The organism is Nonomuraea longispora, from assembly GCF_004348345.1.
GTDB lineage: Bacteria > Actinomycetota > Actinomycetes > Streptosporangiales > Streptosporangiaceae > Nonomuraea > Nonomuraea longispora.
In genome coordinates this window covers 1-18,373 of sequence record NZ_SMJZ01000184.1, presented here as the reverse complement: position 1 = coordinate 18,373, position 18,373 = coordinate 1, and the positions used below count along the sequence as shown (strand labels likewise).

General features: G+C 70.2%; 14 protein-coding genes. 7 read left to right on the top strand and 7 right to left on the bottom strand.

Annotated elements, in window-relative coordinates:
- Positions 1-15: 15 nt before the first annotated feature.
- Both folP and E1267_RS34345 read left to right on the top strand, forming a co-directional pair.
- Positions 16-912, top strand: a complete 897-nt coding sequence (gene folP, locus E1267_RS34350) for a dihydropteroate synthase (protein ID WP_132338879.1) — start codon at positions 16-18, stop codon at positions 910-912.
- Between the two features lie 17 nt (positions 913-929).
- The gene (locus E1267_RS34345) at positions 930-1,337 is read left to right on the top strand and encodes a DnaJ family domain-containing protein (RefSeq protein ID WP_132338877.1); all 408 of its coding nucleotides are present in this window, start codon (positions 930-932) and stop codon (positions 1,335-1,337) included.
- A 91-nt stretch (positions 1,338-1,428) separates the two neighbouring features.
- Here E1267_RS34345 and E1267_RS34340 read toward each other — a convergent pair whose 3' ends face one another.
- The gene (locus E1267_RS34340) at positions 1,429-3,414 is read right to left on the bottom strand and encodes a glycoside hydrolase family 6 protein (RefSeq protein WP_425465112.1); all 1,986 of its coding nucleotides are present in this window, start codon (positions 3,412-3,414) and stop codon (positions 1,429-1,431) included.
- A 348-nt stretch (positions 3,415-3,762) separates the two neighbouring features.
- Between E1267_RS34340 and E1267_RS34335 the strand changes: the two genes are divergently transcribed.
- The gene (locus tag E1267_RS34335) at positions 3,763-6,678 is read left to right on the top strand and encodes a glycoside hydrolase family 48 protein (RefSeq protein WP_246064436.1); all 2,916 of its coding nucleotides are present in this window, start codon (positions 3,763-3,765) and stop codon (positions 6,676-6,678) included.
- Between the two features lie 105 nt (positions 6,679-6,783).
- Positions 6,784-6,936 carry a hypothetical protein gene (locus E1267_RS47720; protein WP_342774925.1) on the top strand — a complete coding sequence of 51 codons (153 nt, stop codon included), beginning with the start codon at positions 6,784-6,786 and terminating at the stop codon, positions 6,934-6,936.
- A gap of 169 nt (positions 6,937-7,105) precedes the next feature.
- On the opposite strand, the gene E1267_RS34325 is transcribed toward E1267_RS47720, so the two are convergent.
- The 5 genes from E1267_RS34325 to E1267_RS34305 form a co-directional block, all read right to left on the bottom strand.
- On the bottom strand, positions 7,106-7,627 hold the full coding sequence (locus E1267_RS34325; protein WP_132338875.1) for a hypothetical protein: 522 nt from the start codon (positions 7,625-7,627) through the stop codon (positions 7,106-7,108).
- On the bottom strand, positions 7,624-8,694 hold the full coding sequence (locus E1267_RS34320; RefSeq protein ID WP_132338873.1) for a lytic polysaccharide monooxygenase auxiliary activity family 9 protein: 1,071 nt from the start codon (positions 8,692-8,694) through the stop codon (positions 7,624-7,626). The genes E1267_RS34325 and E1267_RS34320 overlap by 4 nt, the downstream gene beginning before the upstream one ends.
- A 303-nt stretch (positions 8,695-8,997) precedes the next feature.
- Entirely contained in the window at positions 8,998-10,218 is a 1,221-nt protein-coding gene (locus tag E1267_RS34315) for a serine/threonine-protein kinase (RefSeq protein ID WP_132338871.1), read from the bottom strand.
- 10 nt (positions 10,219-10,228) lie between these two features.
- Positions 10,229-11,200, bottom strand: a complete 972-nt coding sequence (locus tag E1267_RS34310) for a LacI family DNA-binding transcriptional regulator (RefSeq protein WP_132338869.1) — start codon at positions 11,198-11,200, stop codon at positions 10,229-10,231.
- Positions 11,201-11,393: 193 nt separating this feature from the next.
- Complete coding sequence (locus tag E1267_RS34305) at positions 11,394-13,538, bottom strand: transglycosylase domain-containing protein (protein WP_132338867.1); 2,145 nt, start codon at positions 13,536-13,538, stop codon at positions 11,394-11,396.
- A gap of 318 nt (positions 13,539-13,856) precedes the next feature.
- Between E1267_RS34305 and E1267_RS34300 the strand changes: the two genes are divergently transcribed.
- The 3 genes from E1267_RS34300 to E1267_RS34290 are packed head-to-tail and all read left to right on the top strand — an operon-like array spanning position 13,857 to position 16,564.
- Positions 13,857-15,068 (top strand): hypothetical protein, encoded by a 1,212-nt coding sequence (locus E1267_RS34300; protein ID WP_132338865.1) that lies wholly within the window; start codon positions 13,857-13,859, stop codon positions 15,066-15,068.
- Entirely contained in the window at positions 15,065-16,066 is a 1,002-nt protein-coding gene (locus E1267_RS34295) for a hypothetical protein (protein ID WP_132338863.1), read from the top strand. Before E1267_RS34300 ends, E1267_RS34295 begins: the two co-directional genes overlap by 4 nt.
- 60 nt (positions 16,067-16,126) lie before the next feature.
- On the top strand, positions 16,127-16,564 hold the full coding sequence (locus tag E1267_RS34290) for an STAS domain-containing protein (RefSeq protein ID WP_132338861.1): 438 nt from the start codon (positions 16,127-16,129) through the stop codon (positions 16,562-16,564).
- A gap of 37 nt (positions 16,565-16,601) precedes the next feature.
- On the opposite strand, the gene E1267_RS34285 is transcribed toward E1267_RS34290, so the two are convergent.
- Complete coding sequence (locus tag E1267_RS34285; protein WP_132338859.1) at positions 16,602-18,008, bottom strand: dihydrolipoyl dehydrogenase family protein; 1,407 nt, start codon at positions 18,006-18,008, stop codon at positions 16,602-16,604.
- Positions 18,009-18,373: the final 365 nt, after the last annotated feature.

Sequence of the window (18,373 nt, the reverse complement as noted above, 5' to 3'; positions counted from 1 at the left end):
GGAAGGGATCACCACGTGAGCGCCGACACACCCTCGCTCGGGATCATCTCCCCGGTCCGGCGCATCGGGCGGCGGGAGTTCGACTTCGAGCGCCAGGTCGCCATCATGGCCATCGTCAACAGGACTCCCAACTCCTTCCACGACCGGGGCCGCACCTACGCGCTCGACAGCGCTGTCGCGGCGGCGCGCAAGGCTGTCGCCGAGGGCGCCGACTGGGTGGACGTCGGCGGGTTCGCCTTCAGCGCCGACCAGGAGCAGATCCCGGCCGAGGAGGAGATCGAGCGGGTCGTGCCGGTGATCGTCCAGGTCAGAGCCGTCACCGATGCAGTGATCTCCGTCGACACGCACAGGGCCGAGGTGGCACGGGCCGCCATCAAGGCCGGCGCCGACGTCATCAACGACACCAACGGCCTGCGCGAGCCCGGCATCGCGGAGACCGCGGCGGCGACCGGCACCAGCGTGGTCGTCACCCACAGCCTCGGCGGCCCCGGCCGGCGGATCGCGCGGCCCAGCTACGCGGACGTCGTCACCGAGGTGGCCGCGTTCCTGCGCGAGCGGGTCGAGTTCGCCCTGAAGGCGGGCATCGCGCCCGACCGCATCATCATCGACCCCGGCCACGACCTGAACAAGAACACCTACCACTCGCTGGAGCTCACCCGCCGGCTCGACGAGATCACCTCGATGGGCTACCCGACGCTGGTGGCGCTGTCCAACAAGGACTTCATCGGCGAGACCCTCGACCGCCCTCAGGGCGAGCGCACCGAGGGCACGATCGCGGCCAACGTCGTCGCGATCCTCAAAGGCGCCCGCGTCCTGCGGGTGCACGACGTGGCCGCGACGGTCGCGTCCGTACGCATGACCGAGGCCGTGCTCGGCTGGCGCGGCCCGATCGCCCCCGCCCACAATCTGTGACGTGAGGAGAGCCGCACGTGACCGAGCGCAAGCCACCAGGGATGCCCTACGAGAGCTGGATCGACCGGCAGATCCGCGAGGCGGAGGCGCGCGGCGAGTTCGACGACCTGCCGGGCAAGGGCAAGCCGCTGCCCGGCCTCGACCGGGATCCGGGCGAGTTGTGGTGGGTCAAGCAGAAGGTGGAGAGCGAGGGCCTGTCGATGCCCCTGCCGCCCACGCTGGCGCTGCGCAAGGACGCCGAGCAGGCGCTGGCCGAGGCGCGGGGCGCCCGTACGGAGGCCGAGGTGAGGCGCGTCATCGAGGACATCAACGGCCGCATCCGCAAGGCGATCAGGACGGGGTTGTCGGGCCCGCCGCTCAATCTGATGCCCTACGACGTCGACGAGATCGTCTCGGAGTGGCGCAGGGCGCGGGGCGTGACGTGAATGGGGCCCGGGCGGCACTCTCGTGCGCCCGGGCCCCTCTCGGGCGGGCGGTGGGATCCGGGTCAGGCGGATCCCACCGGCCTGCCGGGCCTCAGTTGATCGGAGGGTAGGCGTTCGCCAGCAACTCGCGGAACTGCGCCGAGAACCACTGGCCCGAGATCGGCGCGTCAGGCAGCGCGCCCGTCAGGTTGTTGCCGTTGAGGTCGTTGCCGGTGTAGGTCGGGTCGCACATCCGGTCGAACCGCTTGCCCTCGTCGTTGTCGATCTCCTCGCTGGAGCCGTCGGACTCGCCGGGAGGCTTGACCCAGACGTAGGCGTCCAGACCGCTAGCCGGGCTGGCGGTCGGCCGCTCGCCCATGCCCGCGCCGCTCTGGTTGCACCAGTTGCCGGCGTGGATGCGCTGGTCGACACGGGACTCCTCGACGAACTGGTTGACGTCGGTCGACGAGCTCGGGCCGCTCGGGCGGTCGGGGCCGCCCCAGCCGTTGCGCGAGGTGTCGATCAGCATGCCGAGCCCGCTCCCGAAACCCTTGGCGATCAGGCGGTCGCGCAGGTCGCGGGCGAAGGTGAGCTCGTCGATGTAGTAGTTCCAGTCCACCCAGTCCGACTGGCGGACGGAGGTGCCGTTCACCGTCGTGTTGACGGTGAAGTGGGGTTCCGTGGTGATCGAGTAGTTGGCGGTGTTGACGATGAAGCCGTCCACGCTGTCCACGCCGGCCTGGGTGCCGGCGACGGTCTCGTGGAACAGGTCGACCGCGGGCTGGAAGTTCGAGTCCCAGCCCAGCCAGGCGTGGTGGGCGGCGTCGACGTAGGTGTAGACGTTGGAGATGGCGTGCAGCTGGTCGAGCGCGTAGCGGACGCCGTCACGGTAGCCGCCGGGGCCGTTCGCCTCGCGGCAGTCCTCGAAGGCGTCGATGTTGGTGACCAGGTTCGGCAGCGAGTCGGGCTCGATGATCGTGACGATGCGCAGGTTGGCGTACTGCGGGTCGTCCAGGATGTCGGCGATGGGGTTGATGTACTCGTTCTTGTAGCGGTTGAACCCGTCCTCCGAGATGCGCAGCTCGCCGTTGGAGGCCAGCGCCGCGCAGTCGCGGTTGGGCAGGTTGTAGATGACGACCTGGATGGTCAGCGGCGCGGAGCCGTTGGCGGCGTCCTGGCTGACGGCCTCGTCGAGGTGCTCGCGCAGGCTCATGGCGTCGGCGGAGCCGCCGATGGCGGCGATCCTGTCCATCCACACGGCGGTCGAGACGTCGGCCACCGCGGATCCGCCGGGCTCGGCCGCGGCCTTGGCGGACCAGTCCGGGTTCACGTAGCCGGTGGCGCCGGCGTACGGGTTCTCGACGTGCTGGCCGGGGTTGGGGCCGCCGTCGTCGTCCACCTCCGTCGCGGTGACCGTGGTGCCGGTGACGCCGGTGCCGGTGACGCTGAAGGACGCCGTGCCCGCCCGGGTGTCGCTGTCCTGGGCCGCGGCCAGGGTCACGGTCTGCGGGGTGTTCCAGTTGGACGGGGTGAAGGTCAGCGAGCCGCCTGAGCCGACGGTCAGGTCGGGGTCGCCGCTGGTGCGGGTGGTGGTGACGGTGACGTTCGAGCTGGGGGCAGAGGAGAGCCGGGTCGTGAACGTGGCCGTGCCGCCCTCGTTCACGGCGACCGCGCTGGCCGAGGTGGTCACCGTCGGGTTGGCCGGGGTGGTGCCGCCGCAGGTTGTGTCGTTGACGCTGAACGACGTGGGGTGGGGGTTGCTGCCCGTCCAGGTGCCGTTGAAGCCTACGGAGACGGACGCGCCCGCGGCCAGCCCGCCGTTGTGGGACATGCTGGTGCCGGTGACGCGGGTGCCGGACTGGCTCCACTGGGCGCCCCACCCGCTCGGGGTGTACTTCTGACCTGTGGTCGGGTAGTCGAAGGCCAGCGTCCACGAGCTGAGCGCGTCACCGGTGTTCTTCAGCGTGATGTTCGCGGTGAAACCGCCCTGACCAGGGCTGCTCGTCCACGAATTGGCGGAGTAGGTCACGTCGCAGGCGACCGCGGCGCTCGCGGCCGTGCTCTGGCCGACGACGAGGCCCAGGGTCGCGACGCTCACGGCGGTCATGGTCACGGCCCATTTGCGGAGGCCGCGTTGGAGTCTCACGAGCGATCATCTCCAGTGCTAGGTGGCTGGGAGCGCTCCCATGGTGAGCCGGACTCGCGGCTGTGTACAGGGCCCCGCTCCCGCCGGGCTCTCCGCCGCCCCGCATGCTCGCCGAATGCCCCACGATGGGGGTGAAACTTTCATCCCGGGCAGCCTGGTGAGAGGAAGCGCGGGGGTCGCCGGGAAGCCGTTCCGTTGACATACGCCGGAGCGCATCCACAATCCATCGTGGGAGCGCTCCCACACCCTCTACTCCCTGGAGACCCCGTGAAGTACAGACCTCCCCCCATCCTGACGCGCTTGTCGAGGCGACTGGCCGTGGCCACGACCCTCGTCCTCGTGGCGAGCGCGACCGCGGCCGTGGCCGCCGCTCCCGCCCAGGCGGCCGTGGCCTGTGACGTCACCTACACGACCAGTCAATGGACGAGCGGCCCCGACCAGGGCGGTTTCACCGCGAACATCACGCTGAAGAACACCGGCGACGCGCTCAGCTCGTGGACGCTGGCCTTCGACTACCCGACCACAGGCCAGAAGTACACCCCGAGCGGGTGGGGCGCCCAGTGGAGCCAGTCCGGCACCCGCGTCACCGGCGCCAACATGCCGTGGAACGGCAACCTGGCCGCGGGCGCGTCCGTCTCCGTGGGCTTCAACGGCACCTGGACGGGCAGCAACCCCGACCCCACGTCGTTCAGCGTCAACGGCACCACCTGCGGCGGCGAGGGCAGCAACGCCGCCCCCACCGTGTCGCTGACCTCGCCGTCGGCCGGCCAGACCTACACCACACCGGCGAGCGTGGCCATCGCGGCGAACGCGGCCGACTCCGACGGCACGATCTCGAAGGTCGACTTCTACCAGGGCTCCACCCTGCTCGGCACCGACACCTCGGCGCCGTACGCCTACAACTGGACCGGGGTGGCGGCGGGCAGCTATTCGATCACCGCACGGGCCACCGACAACGGTGGCGCGACCACGACCTCGGCGCCCGTCGGGATCACCGTCACGCAGAACACCGGCCCCGCGCTCGTCGTCAGCCCCACCGCCCTGTCCGTGCCCGAGGGCGGCACCGCCGGCTTCGGCGTGAAGCTGTCGCAGGCGCCCTCGGCCAACGTGAGCGTCTCCGTCGCCCGCACCAGCGGCGACGCCGACCTCACCGTCTCCAGCGGCGCCACCAGGACGTTCACCACGTCCAACTGGGACACCGAGCAGAACGTCACGATCGAGGCGGCCGACGACTCCGACACGACCAGCGGCTCGGCAGTCTTCCGGGTCGGCGCCACCGGCTACGACCCCGTCGAGGTCACCGCCAACGAGGCGGACAATGACGTCGGCGGCGGCAACGAGTACGTCCAGCGCTTCGTCGAGCTCTACAACGAGCTGCACGACCCGGACAACGGCTACTTCTCGCCCGAGGGCGTGCCGTACCACTCGATCGAGACGTTCATGGTCGAGGCGCCGGACCACGGGCACGAGACCACGTCCGAGGCCTACAGCTACTACCTGTGGCTGGAGGCGGTCTACGGGCAGGTCACCGGCGACTGGTCGAAGTTCAACGACGCGTGGACCTCACTGGAGACGTACATCATCCCGTCGACGGAGGACCAGCCGACGAACGCGTTCTACGACCCGTCCAAGCCGGCCACGTACGCCTCCGAGCACCTCGACATCAGCAACTACCCGACCGAGATGGACACCGGCGTCACCGTGGGTTCCGACCCGCTGGCCAGTGAGCTGCAGAGCGCGTACGGCACCCGCGACATATACGGCATGCACTGGCTGCTCGACGTCGACAACACCTACGGCTTCGGCCGCTGCGGCGACGGCACGACCAGGCCCGCCTACATCAACACCTACCAGCGCGGCCCGGAGGAGTCGGTCTTCGAGACGATCCCGCAGCCGTCCTGCGACACGTTCGAGCACGGCGGGCCGAACGGCTACCTGGACCTGTTCATCGAGGACAGCGCCTACGCCGAGCAGTGGAAGTACACCAACGCCCCCGACGCCGACGCGCGGGCCGTGCAGGTGGCGTACTGGGCGCTGACCTGGGCCAAGGAGCAGGACAAGGAGCCGGAGATCTCCGAGACGGTGGCCAAGGCCGCCAAGATGGGCGACTACCTGCGCTACGCGATGTACGACAAGTACTTCAAGCAGCCCGGCTGCACCAGCCCCTCGTGCCCGGCGGGCTCCGGCAAGAACTCCGCCGCGTACCTGCTGAACTGGTATTACGCCTGGGGCGGCGCGACGGACTCCAACGCGGGATGGGCCTGGCGCATCGGCTCCAGCCACAACCACGCCGGCTACCAGAACCCGTTCGCGGCCTGGGCGCTGTCCAACGTGGCCGAGCTCAAGCCGAAGAGCGCGACCGGCGCGTCCGACTGGAGCACCAGCCTGACCCGCCAGCTGCAGTTCTACACCTGGCTGCAGTCGGACGAGGGCGGGATCGCCGGCGGCGCGACCAACAGCTGGGAGGGCCACTACGGCACCCCGCCGAGCGACCTGCCGCAGTTCCACGGCATGACCTACGACTGGCAGCCGGTCTACCACGACCCGCCCTCGAACCAGTGGTTCGGCTTCCAGGCCTGGACGATGGAGCGGGTGGCCGAGCTCTACAACGTCACCGGCAACGCCGACGCCAAGGCACTGCTCGACAAGTGGGTGGAGTGGGCGCTCGACAACACCACCGTCAACGCCGACGGCAGCTACGAGATCCCGTCGACGCTGCGGTGGAGCGGCGCGCCCGCGGGTGACTTCTCCGCCACGTCCGGAATGCCACCGGCCAACCCGGACCTGCACGTGACCGTCCTGGACCACACGCAGGACGTGGGCGTCGCCGGTTCGTACGCCAAGGCGCTGATGTACTACGCGGCCAGGGCGGACCACGCCGAGGCGCGTGACACGGCCAAGGCGCTGCTCGACGGCGTCTGGGCGAACCGCGACGAGGCCGGTGTGTCGGTGCCGGAGACCAAGGCCGACTACCGCCGCATCACCGACCCGGTGTACGTGCCGCCGGGCTGGAGCGGCGAGATGCCCAACGGCGACCCGATCAACGAGGACTCCACGTTCCTGTCGATCAGGTCGTTCTACGAGGACGATCCCGACTGGCCGAAGGTCGAGGCCTTCCTGGACGGCGGCGAGGCGCCGGTCTTCAACTACCACCGGTTCTGGGCGCAGGTGGACGTCGCCGTCGCGCTCGCCGAGTACGGGCGGCTCTTCCCGTGAGAAAGGCAGCCTTCATAGCCGCGGTGTCGCTGGTCCCGCCCCTGGTGACAGGGGCGGGGCCCGGCGGCCCGCGCCGCCGAGCCCGCCTTCGCCTACGGCGAGGCGCTGCAGGAGTCCCTGTGGTTCTACGAGGCCCAGCAGTCGGGCGAACTGCGCGGATGGAACCGCGTCTCCTGGCCCGGCGCCTCGGCCACGTTCGGCTTCGTCGCGAGCGGAACCCCCGCCACACCGGATCCGATCAGTTGCACTCCCGCATGAGCGGCGTCTGCCGCGCCTGCGCCATCTGACCCCGGGTCGAACCCGTCGGCCCCCGGCTGCGTATGAGGAGGTGAGGCTAAGCACCATTCCTGCCTTGTGACACATCCCGCCCGGATGGGACGGACGCGGCCCGATACCTCCAGTCGGCGCCGCGTCCGTTCGCGTTCCGTCACCTGGCCGAGTCGGCCTGCGCGAAGCGTTCCTTCGCCGCCTCGATGGCGGCGTCGCCGGAGAAGCCCGCGAACGCCTCCCCGTGGTAGCGCGGGGGGATGAGCCGCCTGACCCGCTCCGGGTAACCCGCCCCCGCCTCGGGCACCTTGACCATGGGCGGGATGCCGAGGCGTACGGCGATGGGCCCCGAGGCGCGTACGGAGACCGACCACTCGCTGCTCTCGCCGGTGATGGCGCACAAATGGCGGGCGTAGACCCACTTCACCTCGACGAGGGAGGACGCGTTCGCCGGTTCGGTCCCGAAGGGCTCCACGGCGCACACGACGTTCGACTCGAAGTGGTGGCCGTGTGCGTGGTGCTCGCCGGCCGAGGCCTGTTCCAGGATCATGGTCACCTGCGCGGCGAGCTCGTCGTTCAGCTGGGCGGAGGGCTGCCTGCCCGCGAGGAACATCACCCCGGCCAGGGTCAGGCCGGCCAGGGTGACGATCGCCGCGACAAGCCCGCGACGCGTTCTGATCACGGGCTGGTGCAGGTCAGGGTGGGTGCGGGGTTGGGGATGGAGCCGGTCGCGTTGAAGCCGAACGAGGTGGTCGCGTCCGGCGCCAGCTGACCGTTGTAGGTGGCGTTCTTGACGGTCACGTTGGGTGGTTGCCCGGACAGGACGCCGTTCCACGGTGTGCCGTCGAAGGCCTGGCCGCCGCCGTAGGTCCAGGAGACCGTCCAGCCGTTCAGCGCGCTGTCGCCCGTGTTGCGCACGGTCACCTCGCCCTGGAAGTGGCCGGCCCAGCCGTTGTCGCTGGCCTTCCACGTCGCGGTGCAGCCGCTGTCACCGGGAGGCGGGTCGGTGGGCGTCACCGTGGGGTCGGGATCGGGGCCCGGCGTGCCGCCGCCGGGGCCGACTCCGGTCACTTCGCCGTTGCCGCCGTCGAAGACGACGTCGGAGCAGCTGTAGAAGTTCTCGTTGCTGTCGGAGCGGATCCAGTGGGTGAAGATGATGTGCCGCCCGCTCTTGCCGGACGGGAGCTGGGCGTTCCAGTAGTAGTAGCCGAGCCCGCCGGGGCCGCCGTTCTTGGGCGGGTCGGTGACGCTGCCGAACGGCTCCAGGTCGGACCACTTGAGCGGGCCGTTCGGGTTCCAGCCGTTCTTGGTGATGTAGTAGTTGAAGTCGCCGGGGTGCTCGGCCCAGTTGCTGTGCCGCATCTGGATGTTGGCTCCCGCGGTCAAGTGGGTGAGCGGCCAGTCGGAACGGACCGCGTTGTAGGCGGAGAAGTCGTAGGGTCCGCCGGTGCCGCCGCTGCAGATCTGCCCGTCGGGGATGAATCCGCTGGTCCGTCCCGCGCCGTCGGAGCGGAGCACGGCGAACCAGTTGTACAGGGGGGTCGTTCCGCTCTGCGCGACCGCGTCGGCGCAGGCGGGGTTGTAGGGCTGGATCTGCCCGTTGTCCCGCAGGCCGTCCTGCCAGCACAGGAACGTGCGGCTGCCGGGGAACATGGTCACGCCGTGGGCCTGTGCCGGTGAGGGCACCATCAGGACACTCGTGATGAGAACCATGACGGCGGTGATCGCCGCCGACTTGAACCATTTCATGGGGGATTCCCTTGTGCTGACGACAGAGGAGAACCTGCCCATGACCAGCCCGCCCGGCCAGCGCATTGAACCACGGGCGAGGCCGGGCCGGCAACGCGCCGTGAAACTTTCAGCCGATCCTGGTCACGGGCCTCGGCGTGATATGCCCGCCGTAATCAGGCGTGCCGGAACAGTGCGGGTTGGGAGCGCTCCCAGTACACTGCCGGAAATGCGGGAGCATGAGGCACGCGCTCGCGCGGCCGTGCTTTGCGAGGGGCGCGGTCGCGCGTAGGAGGGGTACGGCTGGTGCTGCCGTGCCCCTCATCAATTCGCGCCGAGGGCGGCCTCGATGTCGTCGAGCCTGGCCTCCAGCTCGCTCAGGCAGGCAGGCGCCAGCCGGCCCTCCCGCATGCGGTCGGAGAGCTTGACGCGCAGGCGCTGGGTCCCGCCCGACGCCGCGGGGCCGTGCGGCGCGACGACGGCGTTCAGCACCTGGTTGAGGTCGAGCACGACGTCGGCGTCCGTCGCCCCGCACGGCGTCCTGTCCTCCAGCGTGGTCCTGAAGCCGGCCACCGCCTGCTCGACGGTGATCGCCGTGGCCGGCGAGCTCTCGACCAGCGCGGAGGTGGGCGACGGCCGTGGCGGCGCGGCATGCTGCGGTGACCGTGGCTCCGAGTGCTGGAACCAGAGCAGGAGCGACAGCGCGACCGTCGCGGAGCCCGCGACCGTGAGCGCGCGCCTGACATGCCGGCCCAGGGTGGCCGCGCCGAGTGCGGCGGTCAGCGCCGAGACGATCTCCGCCGCGGCCGGCCGCTCCTCCGGCCGGTGCGCCAGGCAGCGCTGGCACAGCGTGGCGACGGCGTAGGGCACGCCGGGCACCCGGGGCGGCGGCGCCGTCCTCCTGGCCGCCTCGATCTCCTCCCACGTCGTCTCCGGGTAAGGGGTCCGCCCGGTGAGCATGGTGTGCAGCAACACGCCCAGGGCGTACACGTCGACCGCGGGATGGGTGGGAGCGCCCTGCAGCCGCTCGGGGGCGACGTAGGGCGGGGTGCCGCGGTCGTCGTCGGGGTCGCCCGCCCAGGCCGCGATGCCGAAGTCGAGCAGTTTGGGGCCGTCGGCGGTGAGCAGCACGTTCTCGGCCGTGACATCCCTGTGGACGAGACCGCGGGCGTGCCCGGCCATCAGCACCCTGGCCAGCCGCAGCGCGATGGCCGCGGCCTCGGTCCACGGCAGCGGGCCCTGCTCGACGCGCTCGCCCAGCGGCGTGCCGTCGAGCAGCGGCATCACCACGAAGGCCGCGACCCCGCCGCCCGTGGTGACGGTCTCGCCGTAGTCGTAGATCGCGATCGAGTCGGGGTGGAAGAACCTGGCCGCGGCGCGTGCCTCGCTGCGTACGCTGACGCGCTCGCCGTGGTCGGCGTGGAGCGACGAAGTGAGCACCTTGACCGCGACCATCCGGTGGAGGGACTGGTCGAAGGCACGCCAGATGACCGACATGCCCCCGCGGGCCAGCGGATCCAGCAGCAGATACCGGCGGGCCAGCACATCCCCAGGCTCAAGCCGACTCACGGACGACCAGTTCCGTGGGGAGAACGGGGTCGATGCCCGTGGCCCCCGTCAGGAGTAGCCGGGTGGCGACCGTGGCGAGCTCCTCGACGGGCTGGCGGACGGTGGTCAGCGTGGGAACGGTGTGCCTGGCGACGGGGGCGTCGTCGAACCCGATGACCGCCACGTCGGTCGGCACCCTGCGCCCGGCCCTGCGCAGCGCCTGGATCGCTCCCGCCGCCATCAGGTCGGAGGCGACGAAGACGGCGTCGAGCCCGGGAGCGTGGCGTAACAACCACTGCATGGCGTGGGTGCCGGACGCGGCGGTGAAGTCGCCGTAGGCCACGGGCACGTCGGGTGCGCCCGCCGCCTGGAGGGTGCGTACCAGGCCGTCCAATCGGTCACGCGCGGCGGGCAACGAGGGCGGGCCGCCGATGGCGGCGACGTTGCGGCGGCCGGTCAGCAGGAAGTGCTCCGCCGCCTGGCGGCCGCCGTCGAGGTTGTCGACGGCGACGTAGGGGAGTTTGAGGTCGTGGGGCGGGCGGCCGATGTTGCACACCGGGATGCCCGCGGTCGATAACTTGATCGCCAGCGGGTGGCGCTCTCTCGCGCCCACGACGAGCACCGCGCCCGACAGGGCGGGCAGCGTGGACGACGTGGGCGGGACGGTGGTCACCATGAGGTGGGTGCCGTGTTCGGTGATCACGCTGCCGGCCGCCGAGAGAAGTCTGGCGTAATAGGGTTCGGAGAAAAGGCGGGGCAGGTGGTCGCAGATCACCGCCGTGACCCCGTCGGCCATGGTTTTCGCAGCCGTTCCCCGTGGTGCGCGTTGCCGTACGTAGCCCATTCGGGATACGGCGTCGTAGACTTGGCGGCGGGTCGAAGTGCTGACCCGCACCGAGCCGGTGAGGACTCGTGATGCGGTCGCGGGGGAAACCCCTGCAGCGGCCGCCACTTGTGCCAGTGTGGGCTGCTCGGTCATGGAGCACCTCGCGGAAAGATCCCTGGGAGCGCTCCCACGTTACCAATGTTTCGCCGTTGTTAATAGGGCCTTTGCAAGGAGTGCGTCCTGCTGTACGGACGCACTCCCATTCCCTCAGTTCAACGGTTCGCGGGACGCCGCAGGCCCTGCCATTTCGCTGGACCCATTCCGCATTTCCGGGTTTCCGTTCGCGTCACCCGAGGTCCACGTCCGCGTCCTCAAGCTCGGCGTCGGCCTCGCCGTCGTCGTCGGATTCCGACCGGTCGGGCTGCACGGGCTGGCAGCTCCCGCCGCAGCCGCCGAAGCGGGAGGTGTTCATCGGGTGGAAATCGGTCTCCGGCACGCCCTTCAGCGCCCCGATCATGGTGTCCTTCCAGATCGGTCCCGGGATCGAAGCGCCGAAGACCGAGCTGTAGTAGCGGCCACCGATGGTGACGCCGTTGAGCTTGTGCTGCTGCGCGCCGCGCGTGTCGCCGATGCTGACCGCCCCCGCCAGATCCGGGGTGTACCCGGCGAACCAGGCGGCCGCCTGGTCGTCCGTGGTGCCGGTCTTTCCGCCCGCGGGACGGCCGATGCCGCCGACGCCGCGCATCGTGCCCTTGGTGAAGACGCCCTCCAGGATGTACGACGCGGCGTCCGCGACCTCGGCATCGAAGGCCTGCTTACAGTCGGGCTTGTACGTCTTCACCTTGCCGTAGCGGTCGGTGATCTTCGTGATGGCCATGGGCTTGCAGTACTTGCCCCTGGCGCCGATCGCCGCGTAGGCGGTGGCCACGGTCACCGGGTCCATCTCGTTGGTGCCGAGGGTGAACGTCTCGAACTCCGTCAGCGGCAGCCCGTCGGAGCGTTCGATGCCCAGCGACTTGGCCGTCTTGATCGTGTCGCACAGCCCGACCTTCTGCTCCAGCGCCACGAAGAAGGTGTTCACCGAGCCCCAGGTGCCGGTGGCCAGCGACTTGAAGCCGCCGCCGCCCCCCTCGGCGTTGGTGACGGTGTGACTGGGGTCGCCGATGTTCTCGCCCTTGCAGTTCTTGAACGCGGAGTAGGAGGGCGCGCGGTAACCGCTGCCGGTGCTCACCCCGTCGTTGATCTTCATGCCCTCCTTGAGCGCGGTGAGCAGCGTGAAGACCTTGAACGTCGAGCCCGCCTGGAAGCCGGTGCCGCCGCCGTGCAGCGCGTTGGCGACCACGTTGTACGACATCTCGTTCTTGCGCTTGTTGTTGCCGTACTTGCGGCTGGCGGCCATGGCCTTGATCGCGCCCGTGCCCGGCTCCACCAGGGCTTCGGAGGCGACCGCCTTGTCCGAGGCGAAGACGTGCTTCCTGATGGCCCGGTCGGCGGCCTTCTGCATCCTCGGGTCGAGCGTGGTCTGGATGGTCAGGCCGCCCCGGTTGAGGAACTGGGTCCTGGCCTTCTTCGTCGCGCCGAAGATCTTGTTGCTGAGGATCTCGTTGCGCACGTACATGCAGAAGTACGGGTATTCGCTGGCCCCGCAGCCGCCGGGCAGCGGCTTGCCCTTGTCGAAGCCGAGCTTCTCGGTCTTGGCCTCCTTGGCCTGCTCGGGCGTGATCTTGCCCAGCTCGGCCATCCTGTCGAGCACCACGTTGCGCCGGTGCAGCAGCCGCTGGCGCTGGTCCCTGCCGAGGTTGGGGTCGGTCGCGTTGGGGTCCTGCACGGCGCCGGCCAGGGTCGCGGACTGCACCAGGTTCAGGCTGCCGGCGTCGACCCCGAAGAAACGTTTGGCGGCCGCCTCGACGCCGTAGGCACCGGCCCCGAAGTAGGCGATGTTGAGGTATTTCTCGAGGATCTGGTCCTTGGTGTACTTCTCCTCGACCGCCATCGCGTATCGCAGCTCCCTGAGCTTGCGGGCGTAGCTGGCCTCCAGCGCCGCGTTCTTCTCCTTCGTGGTGGTGGCCGAGTTGAGCAGCACCTGCTTGACGTACTGCTGGGTGATGGACGAGCCGCCCTGGGCGATGCCGCCCGAGCTGAGGTTCTTGGCCAGGGCCCGGATGGTGCCCTCGATGTCGATCGCGCCGTGCTCGTAGAAGCGGAAGTCCTCGATCGAGATGACGGCCGTCTTCATGATCTCGGCTACGTCGGCGAGCTTGACGTTCTCCCGGTATTCCTCGTAGAACTGCGCGATCTGGTTGCCCTCGGCGTCGAGCACCGTCGTCTTCTCGGCGAGCGGGGGCTCCTTGAGCTCCTCAGGTTTGATGCCGAGCTCTTCCGATGCCGAGACGAACATCGCGCCCGTGCCTCCCACCGCGGGCAGCGCGATGGCCGCGGTCACCACGCCTGCAGCGACCGCCGCACCGGTCAGGCGCGCGATACTCGACATACGGGACATGCTGGCAATACCTCCCCCTCTTGGCATTCGGGTGCATCCTAAACCCAGCCATGACGTGTTCCATGTAAAACCTTGGACCCCGTGGGCCGAGAGTTAGTTCGCGCTGGAGAGCCGGTTTTCCCGTTTTCATAGGCATATCCGACGTTCGTGCTGCATGAGCCCCCTGTGCGGGCTGTGGCGATCTTTCTCCTCGCGATCGGCCGATTTCCACCAGCCAAGGGCAAAGAAGCGTGTTGTCTGGCGGGTCCCCCGCCACCCGTCTGGCAACGTCGGCCAGGGCGTTTCCTGCTGGCCTTGGTGGAGGGTCTTATGCGTGGTGTCGGAGATGGCGCGGACTTCGACCGTCTGCTCTCGGCCGCCAGATCATATTGGGGAGACGCTCCCGGCGGTGACGGCTGCGTCGTGGCGGAGGCGTACGACGACGACATCAGGAGCGTGACGCGCACGCTGCTCGTCGCCAGGGCCGTGTGCGACCTGCTCGCGGCGCGGCTGGTCGTGCTGACCGGCCCCGAGTGGCGGCGCCTCGCCGAGGCGTTCGGCGCCGCGGACGACGTCCAGCCGGAGCTGCCGCCCGTCGCGCTCGTCACCGGCCGCGCCGACCGCGCGGTGCCCAGGGACGTCCCCGTCGTGCACGTCCACGGCACCGGGTCGGTGAAGGCGTACACCATGTTCCCCGACCAGGGCCCATGCTCCTTCTTCGACGAGCTGCCCGCCAGGGTCGGCGCGTTCTTCGAACGGCACGTGTGGCCGCACAGGGACACGATCAGGCCAGGCGCGGAACGGGTCGCCTGGCGGGCCAAGACCGGATACCAGCTCCGTACGGACACCGAACGCCGCCAGCTGCGCTATTACGGCTGCGCCCGCCTCGGCATCGACGCCGACCGGCCGACGATCGCCGTGTTCGGCCACACCCCGGGGCAGGACACCGAACTGTACGACGCGACGGCGGAGTTCGCCGCGTCCGATGAGTCCGCGAACTGGCTGTTCCTCGACCCCGTCGCCAACGGCCACTCCCGGGTGAAGTGCGTCACCGGCGCCCTGTCCACCAACATCCTGTGGAGCGTGACGGACGTGGGCGTCACCTTCAGGGACAGCGACCTGCCCGCCTTCGGCATCCCCGTCATCCAGGCCGGCTGGTCGGAGGGCAGCGCCTGCGGAGCCACGTACCTGGCCCGTTCGCCCGCCGGCCACCGCGCCCTGCTGGAGGAGGCCATCGGCAGGCACGCCAAGGGCGAGTCGTTCCTCGGCCCCGAGCAGCGCGAGCGCGCCCGCCTGTGGCTCTGGCTGCGCCGCTGCGGCGCCGACGTCCCCACCCACCTCCTGCCGCACTGGCAACACGGAGCGGAGGACCACGCGCGTGCGGTCGCCGTCAACCTCCGGCACGTCGAACGCGACGGCGACCCCCTCTACCGAGCCGTAGCCCGCATGTGGGAGCGGCGCGAGCCCGTGCTCACCCGATTCGACTTCAACGACCCGGCAGCGCTGGCCACCACCATCACCCCCGAGAGGAGCATCCGATGACCGGCAGCACAGGATCCGACACCGACCTCGACCAGGTGATCCTGCCCGCCATACCGCCCGTGCACCTGCTCAGCGGGCAGGTCCCCTCCCTTCAGGTGACCGACCGGCTGCACAGGGGCAGCCACATCGTCGGCAGATTCGAGACCTCCGGACTGGCCGGGTTCAAGGTCGCCGCACAGGGGCGCCCGCTGCGGGTGCTGCTGACGCTGTCCGCCGACGACCGGTCCGTGAGCGGCTGGCACACCGGCAAGCCCGCGCCGGGCGGCCCGCTGACGCGGCTCGTACAGATCCGCTCCCAGGGCCGGCTGCGCCAGTGCGTCCTGCTGAAAGGCCGGCGCTCGCACGCCAAGGTCGCCTTCGACCTCGCGGCCGAGGAGATCCCCGACGACGGCCTCGTCTGCATCGAGGCGCTCGACATCATGGAGGGCGACGGCATCGGCGAGGAGGTGCGCCGCATCGTCTCCAAGCGCATCGCCCCCGACGGGGTGGCCGGCGTGCGCCTCGACAAGGTCGTCCTCGACGAGCCGCCAGAGGTGGACTTCGACCCTGACACGCTCGACGGCTCCCGCTGCGAGCTGTCCACGCTGATCAGCGCCGGCGGTCTCGCCAACCTCAACCGGCAGGGCGTACGCGTGCTGCGGGCCGGCATGTTCGTGGTCAACCCCGTGCTGAAGGACACCTTCGGCGCGACCGGCCGCGTCACGCTGAGGCTCGGCACCAAGGCGGAGACGGCCAGCCTCATCCCCGCGTCGTGGCGCCGGGTCAACAGCGAACTGCGCTGGCTGCGGCACGCCACCAAGAAACTCCTCCGCACGGCGGGCCCCAGGGTGGAGCGGGTGCTCAACGTCAGGGACGGCGAGGCCGTGGAGTTCGAGCAGCGGGCCTGCGGCAACGTGACGGAGCTGGAGCTGTCCAGTCCGACGACCTCCCCGCTGCTGGTCTTCGTCGCCTCCGGCCGGGGCGCGCAGGCCACCCTGGAGTCGGGTATTTCGCACTAGCCGTACCAACGAAATCCGACATCATCCGTGAGAACGCCGTGCTGAGGGCAGTCTGTATGGATGACCGAGCGCGGATTGCGAATCGAAGCCACCCGATACGTGCACTGCACGGTCATACGCGCAAGCGGCGAGCTCGACCATGACGGCAGGGTCAGGCTCAGCACGTGCATCACGTCCGTGTGGGACTGGTCCGCGGGCCCCGTGCTCGTGTTCGACCTGCACGACCTGGACTTCTACGACTCGTCGGTCATCGGGGTACTGGCGATGGCGATGCAGCGGATGGAGGAGGAGCGCAGCGGTGGCCAGATCATCCTCGTCCAGCCGGACCACCACCTGCTGTCGGTGCTGCGCCTGACGGACCTGCTCTCGCACGTGGAACTGGCCGACAGCGTCGAGCAGGTCGTGGCCGAGCTGATGGTGCGGGCGGGTGACGAGTCGTCAGGACGGGCTCCGCCGCGCGCGGTCCTCAGGGGCTTCGGCCGCGACAGGCGCGGCTGAGCGAGACGGGCTCACGTACGGCGAGCCGCCCCGCGCCTCAGAGCCCGTACGTCTCCAGCAGCCGCAACCACACCTCGCTGACCGTCGGGAATGACGGCACCGCGTGCCACAGGCGGTCGAGCGGCACCTCGCCGGTGACCGCGATCGTGGCGGCGTGCAGCAACTCGGCCGCCCCCGGCCCGGCGAACGTGACGCCCAGCAGCACTTTCCTGTCCTCGTCGACGACGGCCCTGGCCTGGCCGCGGTAGCCGTCGCCCAGGAGGTAGGCGCCCGTGACCGCGCCCATGTCGTAGTCGACGGCCCGCACCCGGAACCCGTCCGCGCGGGCCACCGCCTCCGTACGGCCCACCGCGCAGATCTGGGGATCCGTGAACACCACCTGAGGGGCGCCGTAACCGCCCGCCACGTCGCGCATCGCGGGCAACTCGTCACCGCCAGCCCGCGCGGCAATCACGTCGCCGCACACCCTGGCCTGATATTTGCCCATATGCGTGAGCAGCGCCCGCCCGTTGACGTCGCCCACGGCGTACAGCCAGCCGTCGGAGACCCCGGTCGCCCGCATGCTGTCGTCCACCTCGATCGGAACGTCGTCGGGCAGGCCCACCGTGCCGAGCCCCACGTCGCGGGTGGCGGGCCGGCGCCCCGTGGCCACCAGCACCTCGTCGGCCTCCAACGGTGGCCCCTCCGGCAGGTGCACCGTCACCTTCCCGCCGGGCTCCGGCCGCTCCACCCGGCTGACCTGGATGCCGGTGCGCACCTCGATGCCCGCCTCCGCGAACGAGCGGGCGAGCAGGTCGCCGGCGAACGGCTCCATCCTGCTCAGCAGCCCGTCACCGCGCACCACCAGCGTGGTCTGACGCGCGCCGAGCCCGTGCATGGCCTGCGCCATCTCGCACGCCACGACGCCGCCGCCGAGCACCACCAGCCGCTCGGGGACCACGCTCGTCTCCGTCACCTCGCGGCTTGTCCACGGAGCCGCCTCGGCCAGCCCGGGGACGGGAGGCACGACCGGCGAACTGCCCGTCGCCACGACCACGGCATGCCGGGCCGTCAGCACCCGCTCGCCGCCGTCCGCCAGGGCCACGCGCACCCGCCGGGGACCGTCGAGCCTGCCGCGCCCGCGTACGAACTCGGCCGGCACGCTCTCGATCCACCTCACCTGTCCGGAGTCGTCGAAATGGCCTACAGCCTCGTCACGGCGGGCCAGCACCGCGGCCACGTCGATGGGCGCGAGCTCCAACCCGGGAACGCGCGCCACCTCACCCGCCAGATCGACCGGCCGCAGCAGCGCCTTGCTCGGCACGCACGCCCAGTAGGAGCACTCGCCGCCGGCCAGCCGCTCCTCGACGACCGCGGCCGTCAGACCGCCGCGCACGGCCCGGTCCACGACGTTCTCCCCAGTGGGACCGGCGCCGATCACGACGACGTCGAACTCGTCAGCCACCCCTGCCTCCCAAGCAATCGTCGGACGTGAGGAAACTCTTTCACGCCAGGGCGCCTTCTGACGCGAACCACCCGGCCCGCCGACGGGGTGAGAACCCTTTCATCTCGTGCTCATGGTGGTCCAACCGGCCGGGCCGAGCCTGAAGGCAGGCCGCGGACGGACCGCGGCGAGCACATCGGGAGGCATCCACATGGCACAGGAACTGCGGCGAGCCCTGCTCGCGACCGCGCTCACCCTCGGGCTCGGCGCCGGCACGATCTCCCTGACCGTCCCCGCCCAGGCGGCGGCCGTCCCCACCGTTTCCCTCACGACCGCCGACGACGATGACGATGACGATGCTCCTCGGGGCGGGGTGGACACGGGGC